Origin of the sequence: Bradyrhizobium cajani (assembly GCF_009759665.1) — a bacterium.
GTDB lineage: Bacteria > Pseudomonadota > Alphaproteobacteria > Rhizobiales > Xanthobacteraceae > Bradyrhizobium > Bradyrhizobium cajani.
Window position 1 is genome coordinate 112,268 of record NZ_WQNE01000013.1, and the last position, 15,797, is coordinate 128,064.

General features: G+C 64.7%; 15 protein-coding genes. 2 read left to right on the forward strand and 13 right to left on the reverse strand.

Annotation, left to right across the window (positions count from 1 at the left end; genetic code table 11):
• Positions 1-3: 3 nt before the first annotated feature.
• Both GPL20_RS17685 and GPL20_RS17690 read right to left on the reverse strand, forming a co-directional pair.
• Positions 4-783 carry an SGNH/GDSL hydrolase family protein gene (locus GPL20_RS17685; RefSeq protein ID WP_157330788.1) on the reverse strand — a complete coding sequence of 260 codons (780 nt, stop codon included), beginning with the start codon at positions 781-783 and terminating at the stop codon, positions 4-6.
• A complete protein-coding gene (locus tag GPL20_RS17690; protein ID WP_157330789.1) occupies positions 783-2,024 on the reverse strand; it encodes an OpgC domain-containing protein in 1,242 nt (413 codons plus the stop codon). The genes GPL20_RS17685 and GPL20_RS17690 overlap by 1 nt, the downstream gene beginning before the upstream one ends.
• Positions 2,025-2,220: 196 nt before the next feature.
• Between GPL20_RS17690 and apaG the strand changes: the two genes are divergently transcribed.
• The gene (gene apaG, locus GPL20_RS17695) at positions 2,221-2,613 is read left to right on the forward strand and encodes a Co2+/Mg2+ efflux protein ApaG (RefSeq protein ID WP_167533085.1); all 393 of its coding nucleotides are present in this window, start codon (positions 2,221-2,223) and stop codon (positions 2,611-2,613) included.
• 366 nt (positions 2,614-2,979) lie between these two features.
• Here the strand turns inward: apaG and GPL20_RS17700 are convergent, their stop codons facing one another.
• The 3 genes from GPL20_RS17700 to GPL20_RS17710 form a co-directional block, all read right to left on the reverse strand.
• Complete coding sequence (locus GPL20_RS17700; protein WP_157330791.1) at positions 2,980-3,987, reverse strand: Hsp33 family molecular chaperone; 1,008 nt, start codon at positions 3,985-3,987, stop codon at positions 2,980-2,982.
• 288 nt (positions 3,988-4,275) lie between these two features.
• Positions 4,276-5,199 (reverse strand): ornithine carbamoyltransferase, encoded by a 924-nt coding sequence (argF, locus tag GPL20_RS17705; RefSeq protein WP_157330792.1) that lies wholly within the window; start codon positions 5,197-5,199, stop codon positions 4,276-4,278.
• The gene (locus tag GPL20_RS17710; RefSeq protein ID WP_157330793.1) at positions 5,199-6,407 is read right to left on the reverse strand and encodes an aspartate aminotransferase family protein; all 1,209 of its coding nucleotides are present in this window, start codon (positions 6,405-6,407) and stop codon (positions 5,199-5,201) included. The genes argF and GPL20_RS17710 overlap by 1 nt, the downstream gene beginning before the upstream one ends.
• Before the next feature lie 455 nt (positions 6,408-6,862).
• Here GPL20_RS17710 and GPL20_RS17715 point away from each other — a divergent pair, with 455 nt between their 5' ends.
• Positions 6,863-7,375 (forward strand): GcrA family cell cycle regulator, encoded by a 513-nt coding sequence (locus GPL20_RS17715; RefSeq protein WP_157330794.1) that lies wholly within the window; start codon positions 6,863-6,865, stop codon positions 7,373-7,375.
• A gap of 218 nt (positions 7,376-7,593) precedes the next feature.
• Here GPL20_RS17715 and phoB read toward each other — a convergent pair whose 3' ends face one another.
• The 8 genes from phoB to GPL20_RS17755 all read right to left on the reverse strand — a co-directional run bounded on the left by phoB (position 7,594) and on the right by GPL20_RS17755 (position 15,415).
• Positions 7,594-8,301 carry a phosphate regulon transcriptional regulator PhoB gene (gene phoB / locus GPL20_RS17720; RefSeq protein ID WP_074122952.1) on the reverse strand — a complete coding sequence of 236 codons (708 nt, stop codon included), beginning with the start codon at positions 8,299-8,301 and terminating at the stop codon, positions 7,594-7,596.
• 23 nt (positions 8,302-8,324) lie between these two features.
• Positions 8,325-9,041, reverse strand: a complete 717-nt coding sequence (gene phoU, locus GPL20_RS17725) for a phosphate signaling complex protein PhoU (RefSeq protein ID WP_157330795.1) — start codon at positions 9,039-9,041, stop codon at positions 8,325-8,327.
• A gap of 11 nt (positions 9,042-9,052) precedes the next feature.
• A complete protein-coding gene (gene pstB, locus GPL20_RS17730) occupies positions 9,053-9,874 on the reverse strand; it encodes a phosphate ABC transporter ATP-binding protein PstB (protein ID WP_027549768.1) in 822 nt (273 codons plus the stop codon).
• Positions 9,871-10,716, reverse strand: coding sequence for a phosphate ABC transporter permease PstA (pstA, locus tag GPL20_RS17735; protein WP_157330796.1), 846 nt, complete (start codon positions 10,714-10,716; stop codon positions 9,871-9,873). The genes pstB and pstA overlap by 4 nt, the downstream gene beginning before the upstream one ends.
• A 1-nt stretch (position 10,717) precedes the next feature.
• Positions 10,718-11,707 carry a phosphate ABC transporter permease subunit PstC gene (gene pstC, locus GPL20_RS17740; protein WP_157330853.1) on the reverse strand — a complete coding sequence of 330 codons (990 nt, stop codon included), beginning with the start codon at positions 11,705-11,707 and terminating at the stop codon, positions 10,718-10,720.
• Between the two features lie 165 nt (positions 11,708-11,872).
• On the reverse strand, positions 11,873-12,883 hold the full coding sequence (gene pstS, locus GPL20_RS17745) for a phosphate ABC transporter substrate-binding protein PstS (RefSeq protein ID WP_157330797.1): 1,011 nt from the start codon (positions 12,881-12,883) through the stop codon (positions 11,873-11,875).
• A gap of 145 nt (positions 12,884-13,028) precedes the next feature.
• Positions 13,029-14,327 (reverse strand): ATP-binding protein, encoded by a 1,299-nt coding sequence (locus tag GPL20_RS17750; protein ID WP_157330798.1) that lies wholly within the window; start codon positions 14,325-14,327, stop codon positions 13,029-13,031.
• Positions 14,328-14,359: 32 nt separating this feature from the next.
• Complete coding sequence (locus GPL20_RS17755; protein ID WP_157330799.1) at positions 14,360-15,415, reverse strand: lysylphosphatidylglycerol synthase domain-containing protein; 1,056 nt, start codon at positions 15,413-15,415, stop codon at positions 14,360-14,362.
• Positions 15,416-15,797 lie beyond the last annotated feature (382 nt).

Here is a 15,797-nt window from a genome sequence, read left to right on the forward strand (position 1 = left end):
ACCTCAATTTTGCTGCTGGGCCGGCCCCAGATGGGCGGCGTCGATCACGAACTGTGCCAACGCCCGGCCAAGGCAATCATGAACCTGTTTCGCCAGTTCAGGCCCGCGGGACGGGCTGAACAGGTCGAACTGCCCCTGATCGTTCCACTGCCGCATGATCGCGAAACGATCGAACAGCGGGATGTCGTGCTCCTGCGCCACCACACGCATATTATCGAGAAAAGGCTGCGCCGAAATCATCGTTTCTGTGCGCGGGCTGTACTGCAAATTCATCAAGACGACGTCAGCTCCCGCACTTTGCAACGCAGCAACACCTTCGGTGACGGCGCCGCGAAACTCATCAGGATCGATGGATCGGATAGCATCCACGGTCCCGGTCTGCCAGATGACCAAAGTAGGCCTTTTTGCTTCCATCAGCTTAACGAAGGTGGAGGCCGTTTCCTCGGCCGTTTTCTTGCTCTGTATTTCTACGGAGACGTGCACCACCTCCGGCGGCGGCAGCTTGTCCTTCAAGACCGCCTCCATCCGCGCCGGATACGAGCTGTTCTCCGAGGCCGGAATGGTGGTCGAGCGGCTGCCGACGACCAGGATTTCGAGCGGTTTGCCGGCCTTCACGGCATCGGCGACCCTGGGAAGCTGGCTTTCGCTGGTGAGCAGATAGGACGGCAATTCGCAGGCTGCGGGCGCCGCCGGAGCGGCAGACGCAGCATCATCCGCGCGCGCCGAGGGCGCGGCGAGGCCACCGCATAGCAGGATCAGGCTCAGGAGAACCCTAGCCTTCATCAGCCCCCTCCCGCCAGATCGGCGTTGCCGACGGCGTTTTTGGTTTTCGCACCGCTCTTGTCAGCTACGCGTTTGTACCACGAAATCACCCAGGCCACGCCCCACATGATCAAGATTCCGGAGAGACTAATCAGCGCATGCATGGCCGGGCCGCCGGAGACTTCGGCCAGGATGAAATGGCCGGCGAAAGCCAGGAAGACGCCGAGGCAGAATATTTCCAGCGAATGCTGACCGCACAGGATCAGCGGCCTTAGCCAGCGCGACCTCAGGCCCGGCCAGTCGCGCGGCAGGAAGCGCACGGTGAGCGCGGCCAATGCCACGAAATGCGTGAAACGCAGCACGTCGAGATCGGTCTTGTCGATCGGATACATCCACTGCTCGATGCGCTTCGGCATGAGGTGACCGAGCTGCGGCACGTACCAGGTCAGCGTCACGTAGAACGCCGCGACGAGATAGGCGACCGCGATCCACATCGTCACGGGCGAGGCCAGAATGCGCGACATGCGTCGCGCACCTCCGAGCGCACACCATGCACCGAAGACGAAAAGCAATTGCCAGGCCAGCGGGTTGAACGCCCAGAAGCCGTTCGGATAGGCGGAGAAGTAGAGATCGTACTCCCAGGTCACCACGTAGAGCGCGACGGAGAGGCCGAGGGTGACGTCGGGCTTCCACTTCATCGACCACAGGATCAGCGGCAGCGCCAGCATCAGCACGATGTAGAGCGGCAGCACGTCCATGTTGACGGGACGGAAGCGCAACAGCAGCGCCTGCACGATGGTGACGTCGGGCTGCTTGAGGAAATCCATGATGCCCATCTCTTCGGTGTAGAGCGGGTTCTCGAAGCTGGTCGCCACATAGGAGATTTCGGCAAGGAAGATCGTGAACAGGAAGACGTGCGCGACGTAGATCTGCCAGACCCGGCGCAGGATGCGCGCGGTGGCGATGACGAATCCGCTCTCCAGCATCGCCCGGCCGTAGACGAAGGCGGCGGTGTAGCCGGAGATGAAGATGAAGATCTCGGTGGCGTCGCTGAAGCCATAATTGCGGATCGTGAACCAGGTCAGCAGGCTCGTCGGCAGGTGATCGATGAAGATCAGCCACAGCGCCAGCCCGCGGAACAGGTCGAGCCGGAGTTCGCGCTCGCCGATGGCGGGCAGCGTGATGGCCGACGCGGCGGCACGCGGCTTGGCGCCCGCGGCGTCCGCGATCGTCGATCCCGTCACTTGGTCGGCAATGGTCATCGGGGCCCGAAACCCTCACACAAATCGCGACGTTCAATGGAGTTTACCGGTCCAGTCATCGTCTCGCAAAGCGACCGGATCACATAAGGGTGTCTTCCCTGGGGGTGTACTTCCCCGCCAATTCTGGCGGGACGATGTCACCAAAAGCCGCCTCCGGCGTTTGGTTCCGGGGGCGGATTTCGGTATGATGGCAGCCATGTACCGCGCCGTGACCCGCCAGATCGAAGTGACCGTCGAGCCGAACTTTGTTCCGGAACAGTCGTCGGCCGACCGCTCCCGCTATTTCTGGTCCTACACCATCGTCATCACCAATTCGGGCGAGGAGACCGTGCAGCTCAAGACGCGGCACTGGATCATCACCGACGCCTCCGGCCGCCAGCAGGAGGTGAAGGGCGAGGGCGTGGTCGGCGAGCAGCCGATTCTGGCCCCCGGCGAGCGTTTCGAATACACCTCCGGCGTGCCGCTCTCGACCGCATCCGGCTTCATGACCGGCCGCTACCAGATGGTCAGCGAGAGCGGCGAGCGCTTCGAGATCGACGTGCCGACGTTCTCGCTGGACAGCCCGGACAACAAGCGGGTGCTGAACTAGGGGCGAGACGAGTGCCGCAGGGTGGGCGCGCAAAGCGCCGTGCCCACCATTCCGGTCGCCGCGCACAAGATGGTGGGCACGCTTCGCTTTGCCCACCCTACGATAGCCGAGGGCTTGGCACGCACCTTCCAACTTCGTCATTGCGAGCGCAGCGAAGCAATCCAGAATCGTTCCGCGGCGCCATGCTGGATTGCTTCGCTGCGCTCGCAATGACGAAGCACGCGTAGCCCGGATGGAGCGGAAGCGTAATCCGGGAAAGTGCCGATGCCGAGCGAGCGCTCCTGGGTTGCGCGGAGCCGGTCATCGGGCGGCGCTTCGCGCCGACCCGTTGGCTTCCCATCCGGGCTACGGCTACTAGGCCGGCGCCTACGCGTTCTCCACGCCCGCCTCGTGCGGGGTGAACTGGTAGACCGAGCTACAGAACTCGCAGGTGACGACGACCTTGTCGTCCTTGACCATGGCGGCGCGGTCGTCCGGCGAGAAGCTCTTGAGCATGGACGCGACCGCATCGCGCGAGCAGGAGCACTGCGCCTTCAGGATCTGCGGATTGAACACGCGCACGCCGCGCTCGTTGAACAGGCGGAACAGCAGCCGCTCGCCGGAGAGCTCGGGATCGATCAGCTCGACGTCTTCGATGGTTTCGATCAGCGAACGCGCCTCGACCCAGGCATCGTCCTCGGCCACGCTGTGCACCTGCGTGCCGTCGGGCGCATCGCCCGGATGCAGGTCGGCCTGACGCGCGCGCTCCGGCGCTTTCGGCAGGAACTGCATCAGCATGCCGCCGGCACGCCAGCGGTGCTTGCCGCCGTCGCTCGAACGCCACTCCTCGCCGACGGCGAGGCGGACGCGGGTCGGGATCTGCTCGGAACGCAGGAAATATTCGTGGGCGGCATCTTCCAGGCTGCCGCCGTCGAGCGCGACCAGACCCTGGTAACGGCTCATGTCGGGGCCCTGGTCGATGGTCATGGCGAGATGACCGCGGCCGAGCAGCGCGCCGGAATCCTTGGCTTCACCCAGACGCGCAGCATCAAAGCGCGCGTAGGCGCGCAGACGATCCGGCGCCATGTAGTCGACGACCAGGAACGACACCGGCCCGTCGGTCTGGGCCTGGAGGATGAAGCGGCCTTCGAATTTCAGCGCGGTGCCAAGCAGCGTCGTTAGCAGGATGGCCTCACCGAGCAGCTTGCCGACCGGCGCAGGATAGTCGTGCTTGGTCAGGATGTCGTCGAGCGCGGGCCCGAGCCGCACCAGGCGGCCGCGCACGTCGAGCGCATCGACCTCGTAGGGCAGCACGGCGTCATCGATCGGAACTGCTGATGGCGCGCGAACCGGGCCTTCGGGCCCGGTTTTCATGTCAGGAGATTGAAAAACCATGGCGCTCTATTTGGGGTCGGAGGTGGTGAAATGGAAGGGGCGCGGGGCTGTGTGTTCCGGATGCAGTGATGATCGCACACGATAACGCAAATTCGATGTCGTCCCGGGGCGCGCGAAGCGCGAACCCGGGACCCATAACCACGGAATTACGTCATAACGCGAGATGGTAACTCCGAGTCCTCGCCAAACAACGTCCTGTGGTGATGGGTCCCGGATCTGCGCTTGCGCTTGTCCGGGACGACGGCGGAGGATGGGGCCGCCAGCGCGGCCACACACTCTCACGCTGCGTTACTTCACCGCGTCGAAGCACCAGGCCAGAATCCCCTTCTGCGCGTGCAGGCGGTTTTCGGCCTCGTCGAACACAACCGATTGCGGGCCGTCGATCACCTCGTCGGTGACCTCCTCGCCGCGATGGGCCGGCAGGCAGTGCATGAACAGCGCGTCGGGCTTGGCCAGCGACATCAGCTTGGCATTGACCTGGTAAGGCTTGAGCACGTTGTGACGGTGCTCGCCTTCCTTGTCGCCCATCGACACCCAGGTGTCGGTGACGACGCAGTCGGCGCCCTTCACGGCGGCCTCGGGATCGGTGCCGAGCACGATCGGGGCGTTCGTCGCCTTGATCCAGTCGCGCATCACCTTCTTCGGCGCGAGCTCCGGGGGCGTTGCGACGTTGAGCTGGAACTTGAAGCGCTCCGCAGCGTGGGCCCAGGACGCCAGCACGTTGTTGTCGTCGCCGGTCCAGGCCACCGTCTTGCCCTCGATCGGGCCGCGATGCTCCTCGTAGGTCATCAGGTCGGCCATCACCTGGCAGGGATGCGAGCGTCGCGTCAGGCCGTTGATGACCGGCACGGTCGCATAGGCCGCAAGCTCCAGCAGGGCCTCGTGGTTGAGGATGCGGATCATGATGGCGTCGACATAGCGCGACAGCACGCGCGCGGTGTCGGCGATGGTCTCGCCGCGACCGAGCTGCATCTCGGCACCGGTGAGCATGATGGGCTCGCCGCCGAGCTGGCGCATGGCGACGTCGAAGGACACGCGGGTGCGGGTCGAGGGACGCTCGAAGATCATCGCCAGCGTCTTGCCTTCGAGCGGCCGCTCCGGCTGATGCGCCTTCTGCTTCGCCTTCATCGCGGAGGAGGCGGCGAGCATGCGCTTGAGCTCCGGCAGCGGCAGCTCGTTGATATCGAGGAAGTGCTTGGGGGACTTGCTCATCAGCTTGCCGCCCGCTTGGTCTGACTGGACGAGATCGCGGAGCAGGCGCGCTCGAGCCGCCCGACACTGTCCTCGATCTCGGCTTCGGTGACGATCAGAGGCGGCAGGAAGCGCACGACGTTGTCGCCGGCGCCGACCGTGAGCAGCTTTTCGTTGCGCAAGGCGGCAACGAGATCACCCGAAGGCACGACCGCCTTGATGCCGATCAAAAGACCCTCGCCGCGGACTTCGCTGACGACGTCGGGGTGACGATCGATCACGGAGGCGAGCTTCTGCTTGAGCAGCAGCGACATCTTCTGCACGTGATCGAAGAAGCCGGGCTTGAGCATGACGTCGAGCACGGCGTTCGCTGCGGAGATCGCGAGCGGATTGCCGCCGAAGGTCGAGCCGTGCGAGCCGGGCGTCATGCCGGAAGCCGCTTCCGCGGTGGCAAGGCAGGCGCCGATCGGGAAGCCGCCGCCGAGCGCCTTCGCCAGCGACATCACGTCGGGCGTGACGCCCATGCGGCGATGGGCGAACAGATCGCCGGTGCGGCCCATGCCGGTCTGCACCTCGTCGAACGCGAGCAGCAGGCCCTTCTCGTCGCAGAGCTGGCGGAGCGCCTTGAGGAAGGCCGGCGTCGCCGAACGCACACCGCCCTCGCCCTGGATCGGCTCGATCAGGATGCCGGCGGTCTGCGGGCCGATCGCCTTCTTCACGGCCTCGAGGTCGCCATGCGGCACCTGGTCAAAGCCGTCCATCGGCGGGCCGAAGCCTTCGAGATATTTTGCCGAGCCCGTCGCGGCGAGCGTCGCCAGCGTGCGGCCATGGAAGGCGCCGTCGAAGGTGATCATGCGATAGCGGTCGGGGTGGCCCTTCACGGCGTGATAGCGGCGCACGACCTTGATCACGCATTCCAGCGCTTCGGCGCCGGAATTGCAGAAGAACACGAAGTCCGCGAAGCTTTCACTGCACAGACGCGCGGCGAGACGCTCGCCGTCCGGGCTCTGGAACAGGTTCGACATGTGCCAGAGTTTCGTGGCCTGCTCCTGCAACGCCTTGACCAGCGCCGGATGAGCATGACCGAGCGCATTCACTGCCACGCCCGAGGTGAAATCGAGATAGCGCTCGCCATTGGTCGCGATCAGCCAGCAGCCTTCACCGCGCTCGAAGCCGATGTCGGCCCTGGCGAAAACGGGGAGCAAATGCGGCGCAGCGCTGTTGGTCATGACGATCACTTGATGTTGCGGACGGCGTGAGCGTGCATTGCGCAACGCACCATCGACCGGCCCGGAAAACGAAACGTGCCGCCTTTTAAGGGCGGCACGCGCCACTATCTTATGCCTGGCAAAACCGGTGTCAATGCCGCCCCGAAAGCCTCGCGAAACGCCGAATCCGTAGTCTTGCGGTGGCGATTTTGCCGGGTTTTCGCCACGGAACATGTGGAAGCGAGTCGGCGGACTCTTGCGCGCGAGTCACGCCATATTGTAGCGTTTGGCTTGTCAGATACGACATCTCGTGCAGCAGTTCTGATCCTCTAAGTCCTCATGTACCGGCGTAACGTTCGGGCGTTTCTTGATGCGCCCGGCGAGCCTTAAGGGATTCTGGCGGCACGGGTTTTTCGAGGCTTAGGCATTCGCTGTGCGGCCCCAGAATGGCAGGCGCCGGCGAAGGAAAGGGTGCAATGACGGTTTTGACCTGGTCCGACGATCGCGTCGAGCAGCTGAAAAAGCTCTGGGAGGCAGGACTTTCTGCCAGCCAGATCGCGGCCGAGCTCGGCAATGTGACCCGCAATGCCGTGATCGGCAAGGTTCACAGGCTCGGCCTGTCCGGCCGCGCCAAGAGCCCCTCATCCGCTGCTCCGCGGCCGCGCAAGGCGCGCCCCGCGCAGCACATGATGCGGGTGAGCCGTCCGATCTCGCGCGGCAACACCGCGCTGGCGCAGGCCTTCGAGGTCGAGGTGGAGCCCGATCCGGTCACCTACGACAACGTGGTGCCGATGAGCCAGCGGCTGTCGCTGCTGGAGCTGAACGAGGCGACCTGCCACTGGCCGGTCGGCGATCCCTCGAGCCCGGATTTCTTCTTCTGCGGCGGCAAGGCGCTCTCCGGCCTGCCCTATTGCGCCCAGCACTCGCGCGTGGCGTATCAGCCGGCGGCGGATCGCAGGCGCGCGCCGGCGAAGCCGAGCACGCGGTGAGGTTATCAGCGCGCGCGGCCTGTGGTCGCGCAAAGTAGCCTCAACAAATCGGATGTCGTCCCTGCGAACGCAGGGACCCATAATCCCAACGCGCAGTTGTTGCGCGACAAGGTCACTCCGAGTCTTCGCCAAACCACTCCCTGTGGGTATGGGTCCCTGCGTTCGCAGGGACGACATCGGAGGTTGTAGCGGCAGATCGCTAAATCAGCTCGCAAACCTTACGTCTGCTCAGCCTTCGCGAAACGATCGTCGAGCGCGTAGCCGGCGCCGCGGACGGTGCGGATCGGGTCCTGCTCGCGGCCGAGATTGAGCAGCTTGCGCAGGCGGCCGATATGGACGTCGACGGTGCGCTCGTCGATGTAGATGTCGCGGCCCCAGACGCTGTCGAGCAGCTGCTCGCGCGAGAACACGCGGCCGGGATGCTCCAGGAAGAACTCCAAGAGGCGATATTCGGTCGGGCCGAGATCGATCGGCCGGCCCGAGCGCGCCACGCGGCGCTTCTCGCGGTCGAGCTCGATGTCGCCATAGGCGAGCACGGTGGCGAGCCGCTCGGGGCTGGCGCGCCGCAAGAGTCCCTTCACGCGCGCCAGCAGCTCCGGCACCGAGAACGGCTTGACGATGTAGTCGTCGGCGCCGGTCGCAAGCCCGCGCACCCGCTCGCTCTCCTCGCCGCGCGCGGTGAGCATGATGATCGGGAGCTGCTTGGTCTCGGGGCGGGTGCGCAGCCGCCGGCACAGCTCGATGCCGGACAGTCCCGGCAGCATCCAGTCGAGCACGATCAGGTCGGGAATGTGCTCCTTGAGGCGGGTGTCGGCGTCGTCGCCGCGCATCACCGTCTCGACGTCATAGCCGTCGCCTTCGAGGTTGTAGCGAAGAAGCTCGGTCAGGGCTTCCTCGTCCTCAACCACCATAATGCGTGCGCCCATCGGGTCGTCGCTCCTTAAGGAAATCAGGTATTCGGGACCGTGGTGGCGAAGGTCGTCATATCGCCCTTCGGCCGCTTGTCGGTGATCGCCTGTCCCTCGATCATGTAGAACACGGTCTCGGCGACATTGGTGGCGTGATCGCCGATGCGCTCGATGTTCTTGGCGCAGAACATCAGGTGGATGCAGAACGAGATGTTGCGTGGATCCTCCATCATGTAGGTGAGGAGCTCGCGGAACAGCGAGGTGCAGATGGCGTCGACTTCCTCGTCGCCCTTCCACACCGTCATCGCCGCCGGCAGGTCATGCGCGGCATATGCATCCAGCACCGACTTGACCTGCTGCTGCACGAGGTCGGTCATGTGCTCGAGGCCGCGGAACAGCTTGAGCGGATGGAAGTCCGTCTCCAGCGCCGCGACGCGCTTGCCCATGTTCTTGGCGAGGTCGCCGATGCGCTCGAGATCGGTGGCGACGCGCATGGCGCCGACGATCTCGCGCAGATCGACCGCCATCGGCTGGCGGCGCGCGATGGTGAGCACGGCGCGCTCCTCGATCTTCTTCTGGAGCGCGTCGAGCTCGGCGTCGGTGGCGACGACGCGCTGGCCGAGCGCGACGTCGCGGCGGATCAGCGCATCGACGGAATCGACGATCATGCGCTCGGCGATTCCGCCCATCTCGGCGACCAGGCGGGTGAGCTCCTGGAGGTCGGTGTCGAAAGCCTTTGCGGTATGTTCAGAACCCATGTGCCGTCTCCTCAGCCGAACCGGCCGGTGATGTAATCCTGCGTCCGCCGATCGGTCGGCGACGTGAAGATCTTGCTGGTGTCGTCGAACTCGATCAACTCGCCAAGATACATGAAGGCGGTCTTGTCGGATACGCGCGCCGCCTGCTGCATGTTGTGGGTCACGATCGCGATCGTGTAGTTCTCGGACAGTTCCTGGATCAGCTCCTCGACCTTGGCGGTCGAGATCGGATCGAGCGCCGAGCAGGGCTCGTCGAACAGGATCACTTCAGGCCGCACCGCCACGGTGCGGGCGATGCAGAGGCGCTGCTGCTGTCCGCCGGAGAGCGACAGGCCCGAGGCGTTGAGCTTGTCCTTGACCTCGTTCCACAGCGCGCCGCCGCGCAGCGCCTTCTCGACGCGGTCGTCCATCTCGGACTTCGAGATCTTCTCGTAGAGGCGGATGCCGAAGGCGATGTTCTCGTAGATCGTCATCGGGAATGGCGTCGGCTTCTGGAACACCATGCCGACGCGAGCGCGCAGCAGGTTGAGGTCCAGCTTGGGGTCGAGGATGTTGGTCTGGTCGAGCATGAGCTGACCGGTGACGCGCTGGCCCGGATAGAGATCGTACATCCGGTTGAAGATGCGCAGCAGGGTCGACTTGCCGCAGCCCGACGGGCCGATGAACGCCGTGACGCGGTTGGTACCGAGCGTCAGGTTGATGTTCTTCAGCGCGTGGTGCTCGCCGTAATAGAAGTTGAGGTTGCGCACCGTCACCTTGGCGGGCGCTTCCGGCAGCGGCTGCTGCGAGGCCAGATGGCCGTTGGCACTCACGGATACGGAAAGATCGGTCATTTTGCAGTCCTCTCGGCGCCAAGGATGCGCGCGCCAATGTTCAGGGCAAGCACGGTGATCGTGATCAGCAGCGCGCCGCTCCAGGCGAGCTGCTTCCAGTAGGCATAGGGGCTCTGCACGAAGTTGTTGATGGTGACCGGCAGGTTCGCCATCGTCTTGTTCAGGCTCAGGCTGAAGAACTGGTTCGACAGCGCGGTGAAGAGCAGCGGTGCGGTCTCGCCGGCGACGCGGGCGGTGGCGAGCAGGACGCCGGTGATGAGGCCGGAGCGCGCGGCGCGATAGGCGATGCGCTTGATCACCAGCGAGCGCGGCAGGCCGAGCGCCGAGGCCGCCTCACGCAGCGCGTTCGGCACCAGCAGCAGCATGTCCTCGGTCGTGCGCAGCACCACCGGGATCACGATGACGGCGAGCGCAAGGGCGCCCGCGATCGCCGAGAAGCCGCGCATCGGCACCACCACCGCGCCGTAGATGAACAGGCCGATGATGATCGAGGGTGCCGAGAGCAGGATGTCGTTGATGAAGCGGATCACCGAGGTCAGCTTGTCGTTGCGGCCGTACTCGGCGAGGTAGGTGCCGGCGAACAGGCCGAGCGGCGCGCCGATGCCGACGCCGAGCACGGTCATGATCAGCGAGCCGACGATGGCGTTGAGCAGGCCGCCTTCGGTCGAGCCCGGCGGCGGCGTGTTCTCGGTGAAGATCTGGAGGTTCAGACCCGTCAGACCGTTGTAGAGCAGCGTGACCAGGATCAGCGCGAGCCAGGTGACGCCGAAGGCGGCGGCGCCGAAGCAGAGCCCGCGGATGACGATGTCGGTGCGGCGGCGGCGTACGTAGATCGGGTTCATGTTACTTCCCCGCCTTCTTTTCGAGACGCAGCAGCATCAGTCGCGCGGCCGCGAGCACGAAGAACGTCAGCACGAACAAGAGCAGGCCGAGCAGGATCAGGCCGGACTGATGCAGGCCGTCGCTCTCGGCGAACTCGGATGCGATCGCCGCCGAGATCGTGGTGCCCGGCGCGAAGATCGACGAGGAAATGCGGAACGAGTTGCCGATGATGAAGGTCACCGCCATGGTCTCGCCGAGCGCACGGCCCAGCGCCAGCATGACGCCGCCGATGATGCCGACGCGGGTGTAGGGGATCACCACGCTGCGGACGACTTCCCAGGTGGTGCAGCCGACGCCGTAGGCGGCTTCCTTCAGCACCGGCGGCACCGTCTTGAACACGTCGACCGAGATCGAGGTGATGAAGGGCAGCACCATGATCGCGAGAATCAGCGCGGCGTTGAACAGGCTGAGATAGGACGGGGGACCCGCGAAGATCGCGCCCAGCACGGGGACGCCATCGAAGATCCTGATCATGAAGGGCTGGAACGTGTTGGCCAGGAACGGGCCCAGCACGAAGAAGCCCCACATGCCGTAAATGATCGAAGGGATGCCGGCGAGCAGTTCGACCGCCATGCCGATCGGGCGGCGCAGCCATTGCGGGCAGAGCTCGGTCAGGAAGATGGCAATGCCAAGACCGACCGGAATGGCGATCAGCATCGCGATGAAGGAGGTGACGAGCGTGCCATACATCGGCCCGAGCGCGCCGAGCACGGGGGGATCTGCCGACGGCGCCCAGCGCTGCGTCCACAGGAACGACAGGCCGTATTCCTTCATCGCCGGGAAGGCCCCGACGATCAGCGAGATGATGATGCCGCCGAGGATCAGCAGCACGGAGATCGCGCTGAGGCGCGTGATCCAGTAAAAGGTGAGGTCACCGAGCTTGAACGCGCTCAACGCCTTGGCGCGATCATACGGTCCGGCGGCATCAACTACGTTGCTCTCGACAGCCATCTCTGCCACGCCGATCCCCTGTACTTACTGATACGTTTTTTTAATCACTGTCCGCGCCCCGGATGGCTCGCCATGCGACGCCGGCCCGGAGGACGATCGTTCGTGAGAGCCCCGGAACGGCGGCGCGACTTCGATGCCGCACCGCCTTTCCGGAACTAGAAGAGCTTAGCTCTTGATGTCGGCAGACCAGGTCTTCTCGATCAGCTTCACGACGCTCTCGGGCATCGGGATGTAGTCGAGCTCCTCGGCCGCCTTCGCGCCGTTCTTGAACGCCCAGGTGAAGAACTTGAGGGCTTCCTTCGACGCCGCCTTATCAGCCGGATCCTTGTGCATCAGGATGAAGGTCGCCGCCGTGATCGGCCAGGACTTGTCGCCGGGCTGGTCGGTCAGGATGACGTAGTAGCCGGGAGCCTTGGCCCAGTCGGCGTTGGAAGCGGCCGCCTGGAAAGCCTCGACGGTCGGCTGCACCGGCTTGCCCGCCTTGTTGACGAGGCCGGTGTAGGTCAGCTTGTTCTGCTTGGCATAGGCATACTCGACATAGCCGATCGAGTTCTTGGTCTGGCCGATGTTGCCCGACACGCCTTCGTTGCCCTTGGCGCCGACGCCGACCGGCCACTCGACGGCCGTGCCCTCACCGACCTTGCTCTTCCAGTCCGCGCTGGCCTTGGAGAGGTAGTTGGTGAAGTTGAAGGTGGTGCCCGAGCCGTCCGAACGGCGGACCACGGTGATCGCTTCCGAGGGCAACTTCACGTTCGGATTGAGCTTCTTGATCGCAGCGTCGTCCCACTTGGTGATCTTGCCGAGATAGACGGCCGCCAGCGTCTCGCCGTCGAACACCATCTCGCCGGGCTTCACGCCCTCGATGTTGACGACGGGAACGATGGCGCCCATCACCATCGGCCACTGGACGAGACCGTCCTTCTCGAGCTGCTCGGCCTTGAGCGGCGCGTCGCTGGCGCCGAAGGTCACGGTCTTGGCCTGGATCTGCTTGATGCCGCCGCCGGAGCCGATCGACTGGTAGTTCAGACCGTTGCCGGTCTCCTTCTTGTAGGCGTCAGCCCACTTGGAATAGATCGGGAACGGGAACGTCGCACCGGCACCCGTGATATCGGCAGCGAAGGCCGACGTCGATGCGGCGACCAAGCCAGCAGCGACGATAGTTTTGATGAAATTCATGCTGGTCTCCATACCAGGGGAGCGAAGCGCCTTCCGCGCCCGATCGCGCTCCCCGTGCCGCCCCTTTAGGAGCGGTCGGCTGTGCTTTTACGAAGGTTTCGTGACAGTCGGATGACTGCCTTAAAGGACTGAAATCACTACGTTTTCAGCCTGAGACTAAAGTCTTAGCTTGGGGAAAACAGGCGGTGAAGGTGGCACCCTGTCTGGGCACGCTTTCAATCAAAAGCCGGCCGCGATGACGGTTAAGAATATGTTTCACCAGCGATAATCCGAGCCCGGTTCCACCCTGCGATCGGCTGTCGCCGACGTCCACACGATAGAACCGCTCGGTCAGCCGCGGCAGGTGCTCGGGCGCGATGCCCGGGCCGAAATCGCGGACCATGACCCGAATTTCCTGAGTTCCGTCAGTGACCGCGCTTGAGGTCAGCGACACGATGACGCGCCCGCCCGAGGCGCCGTATTTGAGCGCGTTCTCGATCAGGTTCTCGAACAGGCGCAACAGCTCCTCGCGGTCGCCGGCGATCATCACCGGCGCCTCCGGCAGATGGGTTTCGACATCCACCTGGCGTTCCCGCGCCAGCGGCTCGAGCCCATCGGCGACCTGGAGGATGATCGGCAGCAGGTCGACCAGGGTATCGGGCCGCACATGGGCCGACAGCTCGACCCGCGACAGCGACAGCAAATCGTCGATCAGGCGCGCCATTCGGGTGGCCTGGTTGTGCATGATGCCGAGGAAGCGCTCGCGCGCCTTGGGATCGTCCTTGGCCTGGCCCTGGAGCGTGTCGATGAAGCCCGACAGCGCGGCCAGCGGCGTGCGCAGCTCATGGCTGGCATTGGCGACGAAGTCGGCCCGCATTTCCTCGACCCGGCGCAGCGGCGTCTGGTCGTGGAAGGTCATCAGCATGCATTTGTCGGCGCCGCCGAAGGCGGTGGGCACCGGCACCGGCGTGATGATCAGCTCCATCCAGCGATCGACCGGGACATGATCGAGATAGGTCGCGCGCCGCGGTTCGGTGGTCGCGATCGCCTCGCGCAGCGCCGTGATGATCTCCGGCGAGCGCAGCGCGAACTGGGCGAGCTCGTTCTTGCGCAGCGCCGGTGCAAGCTGGGCGGCGGCGGCATTGAGATGGATGACGCGGCCGGCACGGTCGAGCAGCACGGCGGGATCCGGCATGCCGGCGACGACCGCGGCCACCGCCGCGCTCTCGACCGGGTTGATGCGGCGGGTGTCGTCGCGCGAAGCGGCGGGATCGTGCAGCCGCCAGGGGATCAGCGCTGCGGCTGCGATGCAGAGAAACACGGCCGCCGCCCGCATCACCGACAATTCGCCGAGCGACACCACCACCGACAGCGCCAGCGCCGCGGCGATCAGGATGACGGTCGAGTGCCGCAACCGGTCGGACCAGGGCTGGGCGTTGGAAGACGATGGAGCGTCGATCGCCATCGGGGAGGGCTTCTCCTAAGGGCTTGCGCCAGTCAGGCGCCGCTGTCGCTGCGCTCTCTCACATAGGCGGCTTCACGCGCCGGGCCGGGATCGAGCTTGAGCGCCGCCTGCTGCAGACGCTTCGATCGAGCGCCGATTATAACTTCGCGAAACGTCAGCAAGATTACAGATATGACGAAGGGGGACAGATAATAGAGGACGCGGAACAGGAGCATGCCGCCGAGAAGCTCCTCCCGGTCCATTTGCCAGAGGCCGACCAGCATGGCGGCGTCGAACACCCCGAGGCCGCCGGGCGAATGGCTGGCAAAGCCCAGCAGCGTCGCCGAGACGAAGATCACCGCGACCACGACGAAGCCGAGATTGGGCTCGTCCGGAACCAGCACGTACATGGCGAGCGCGCAGAAGCCGAGATCGACGATGCCGATCATGATCTGGAGCAGCGTCAGCGGGCCGCCCGGCAACACCACGGACCAGGGTCCGCGGCCGACCACCCGCGGCTGGGTCCAGACCCAGACCACATAGCCAATGAGCGCCATGATGATCATCAGCGCCAGGGTCCGGTTCAGCCAGGGCGGAAGCTGGTCGATCGAGGCGGCCGCCTCCGGATGGTAGGCGATGCCGAGGCCCAGCACCGCGGCATTGCCGAGCCAGAAGGTCAGGCCGGCGAGGAAGCAGATCTTGGCGACGTCGATCGCGTTGAGGCCATAGGCCGAATAGATGCGGTAGCGCACCGCGCCGCCGGTGAAGACGCTGGCGCCGACATTGTGGCCGATCGAGTAGCTGGTGAAGGCGGCGAGCGCGTTGATCCGGTAGGGCACGTGGGCGTGGCCGATCGCCCGGACGGCGAACAGATCGTAGAAGGTCAGGGTGAAATAGCCCGCGGCCACGAACAGCGCCGCCATCGCAATCTGGCTCGGCTCGGTGCTCTTGATCGCTTCGAGGACCTCGTTGAAGTCGATGCCTCGCAGCATGTGGTAGAGCACATAGCAAGCGATGCCGATGACCGCGACGCTGATCACAACTCCAAGCTTATGCAGGATTTGCTTCTGGCGCAGAAACGACATCGCCCTGCGTATGGCTTCCAGCATCTAGACCTCGAACAACGCTTCAGCGGCCGGGGTGGCCGGCGAACAGGCGGACAACGCACAGGCAGTCAACGAACCCTTGCCGCCGGCTCCGGTATCGCGCATGCCCCCCGCCCCTCCACTAGCGCGTTTTCGGGCGGAGTGGAATTCGCCAATTCGAACAAAAACACGTGCCTTCAATATTTTAGGCAGGGTTGCGGGTTCAGGATGCACGGTTTGGCGCTTTCGTCGGCAAGGCTCGATGCGAATCTCCATGGCAATCCTGCGCAGTCGCCGTGAAGTTTTGATGATTTCAACCGCGCAATGTTCCGTCACGCCTTAAGCCGACGTCAATCTATGGGGCGCGCCTGCCTGTTGAAAGAGGGGGCAATCGAAGCATCGGTCA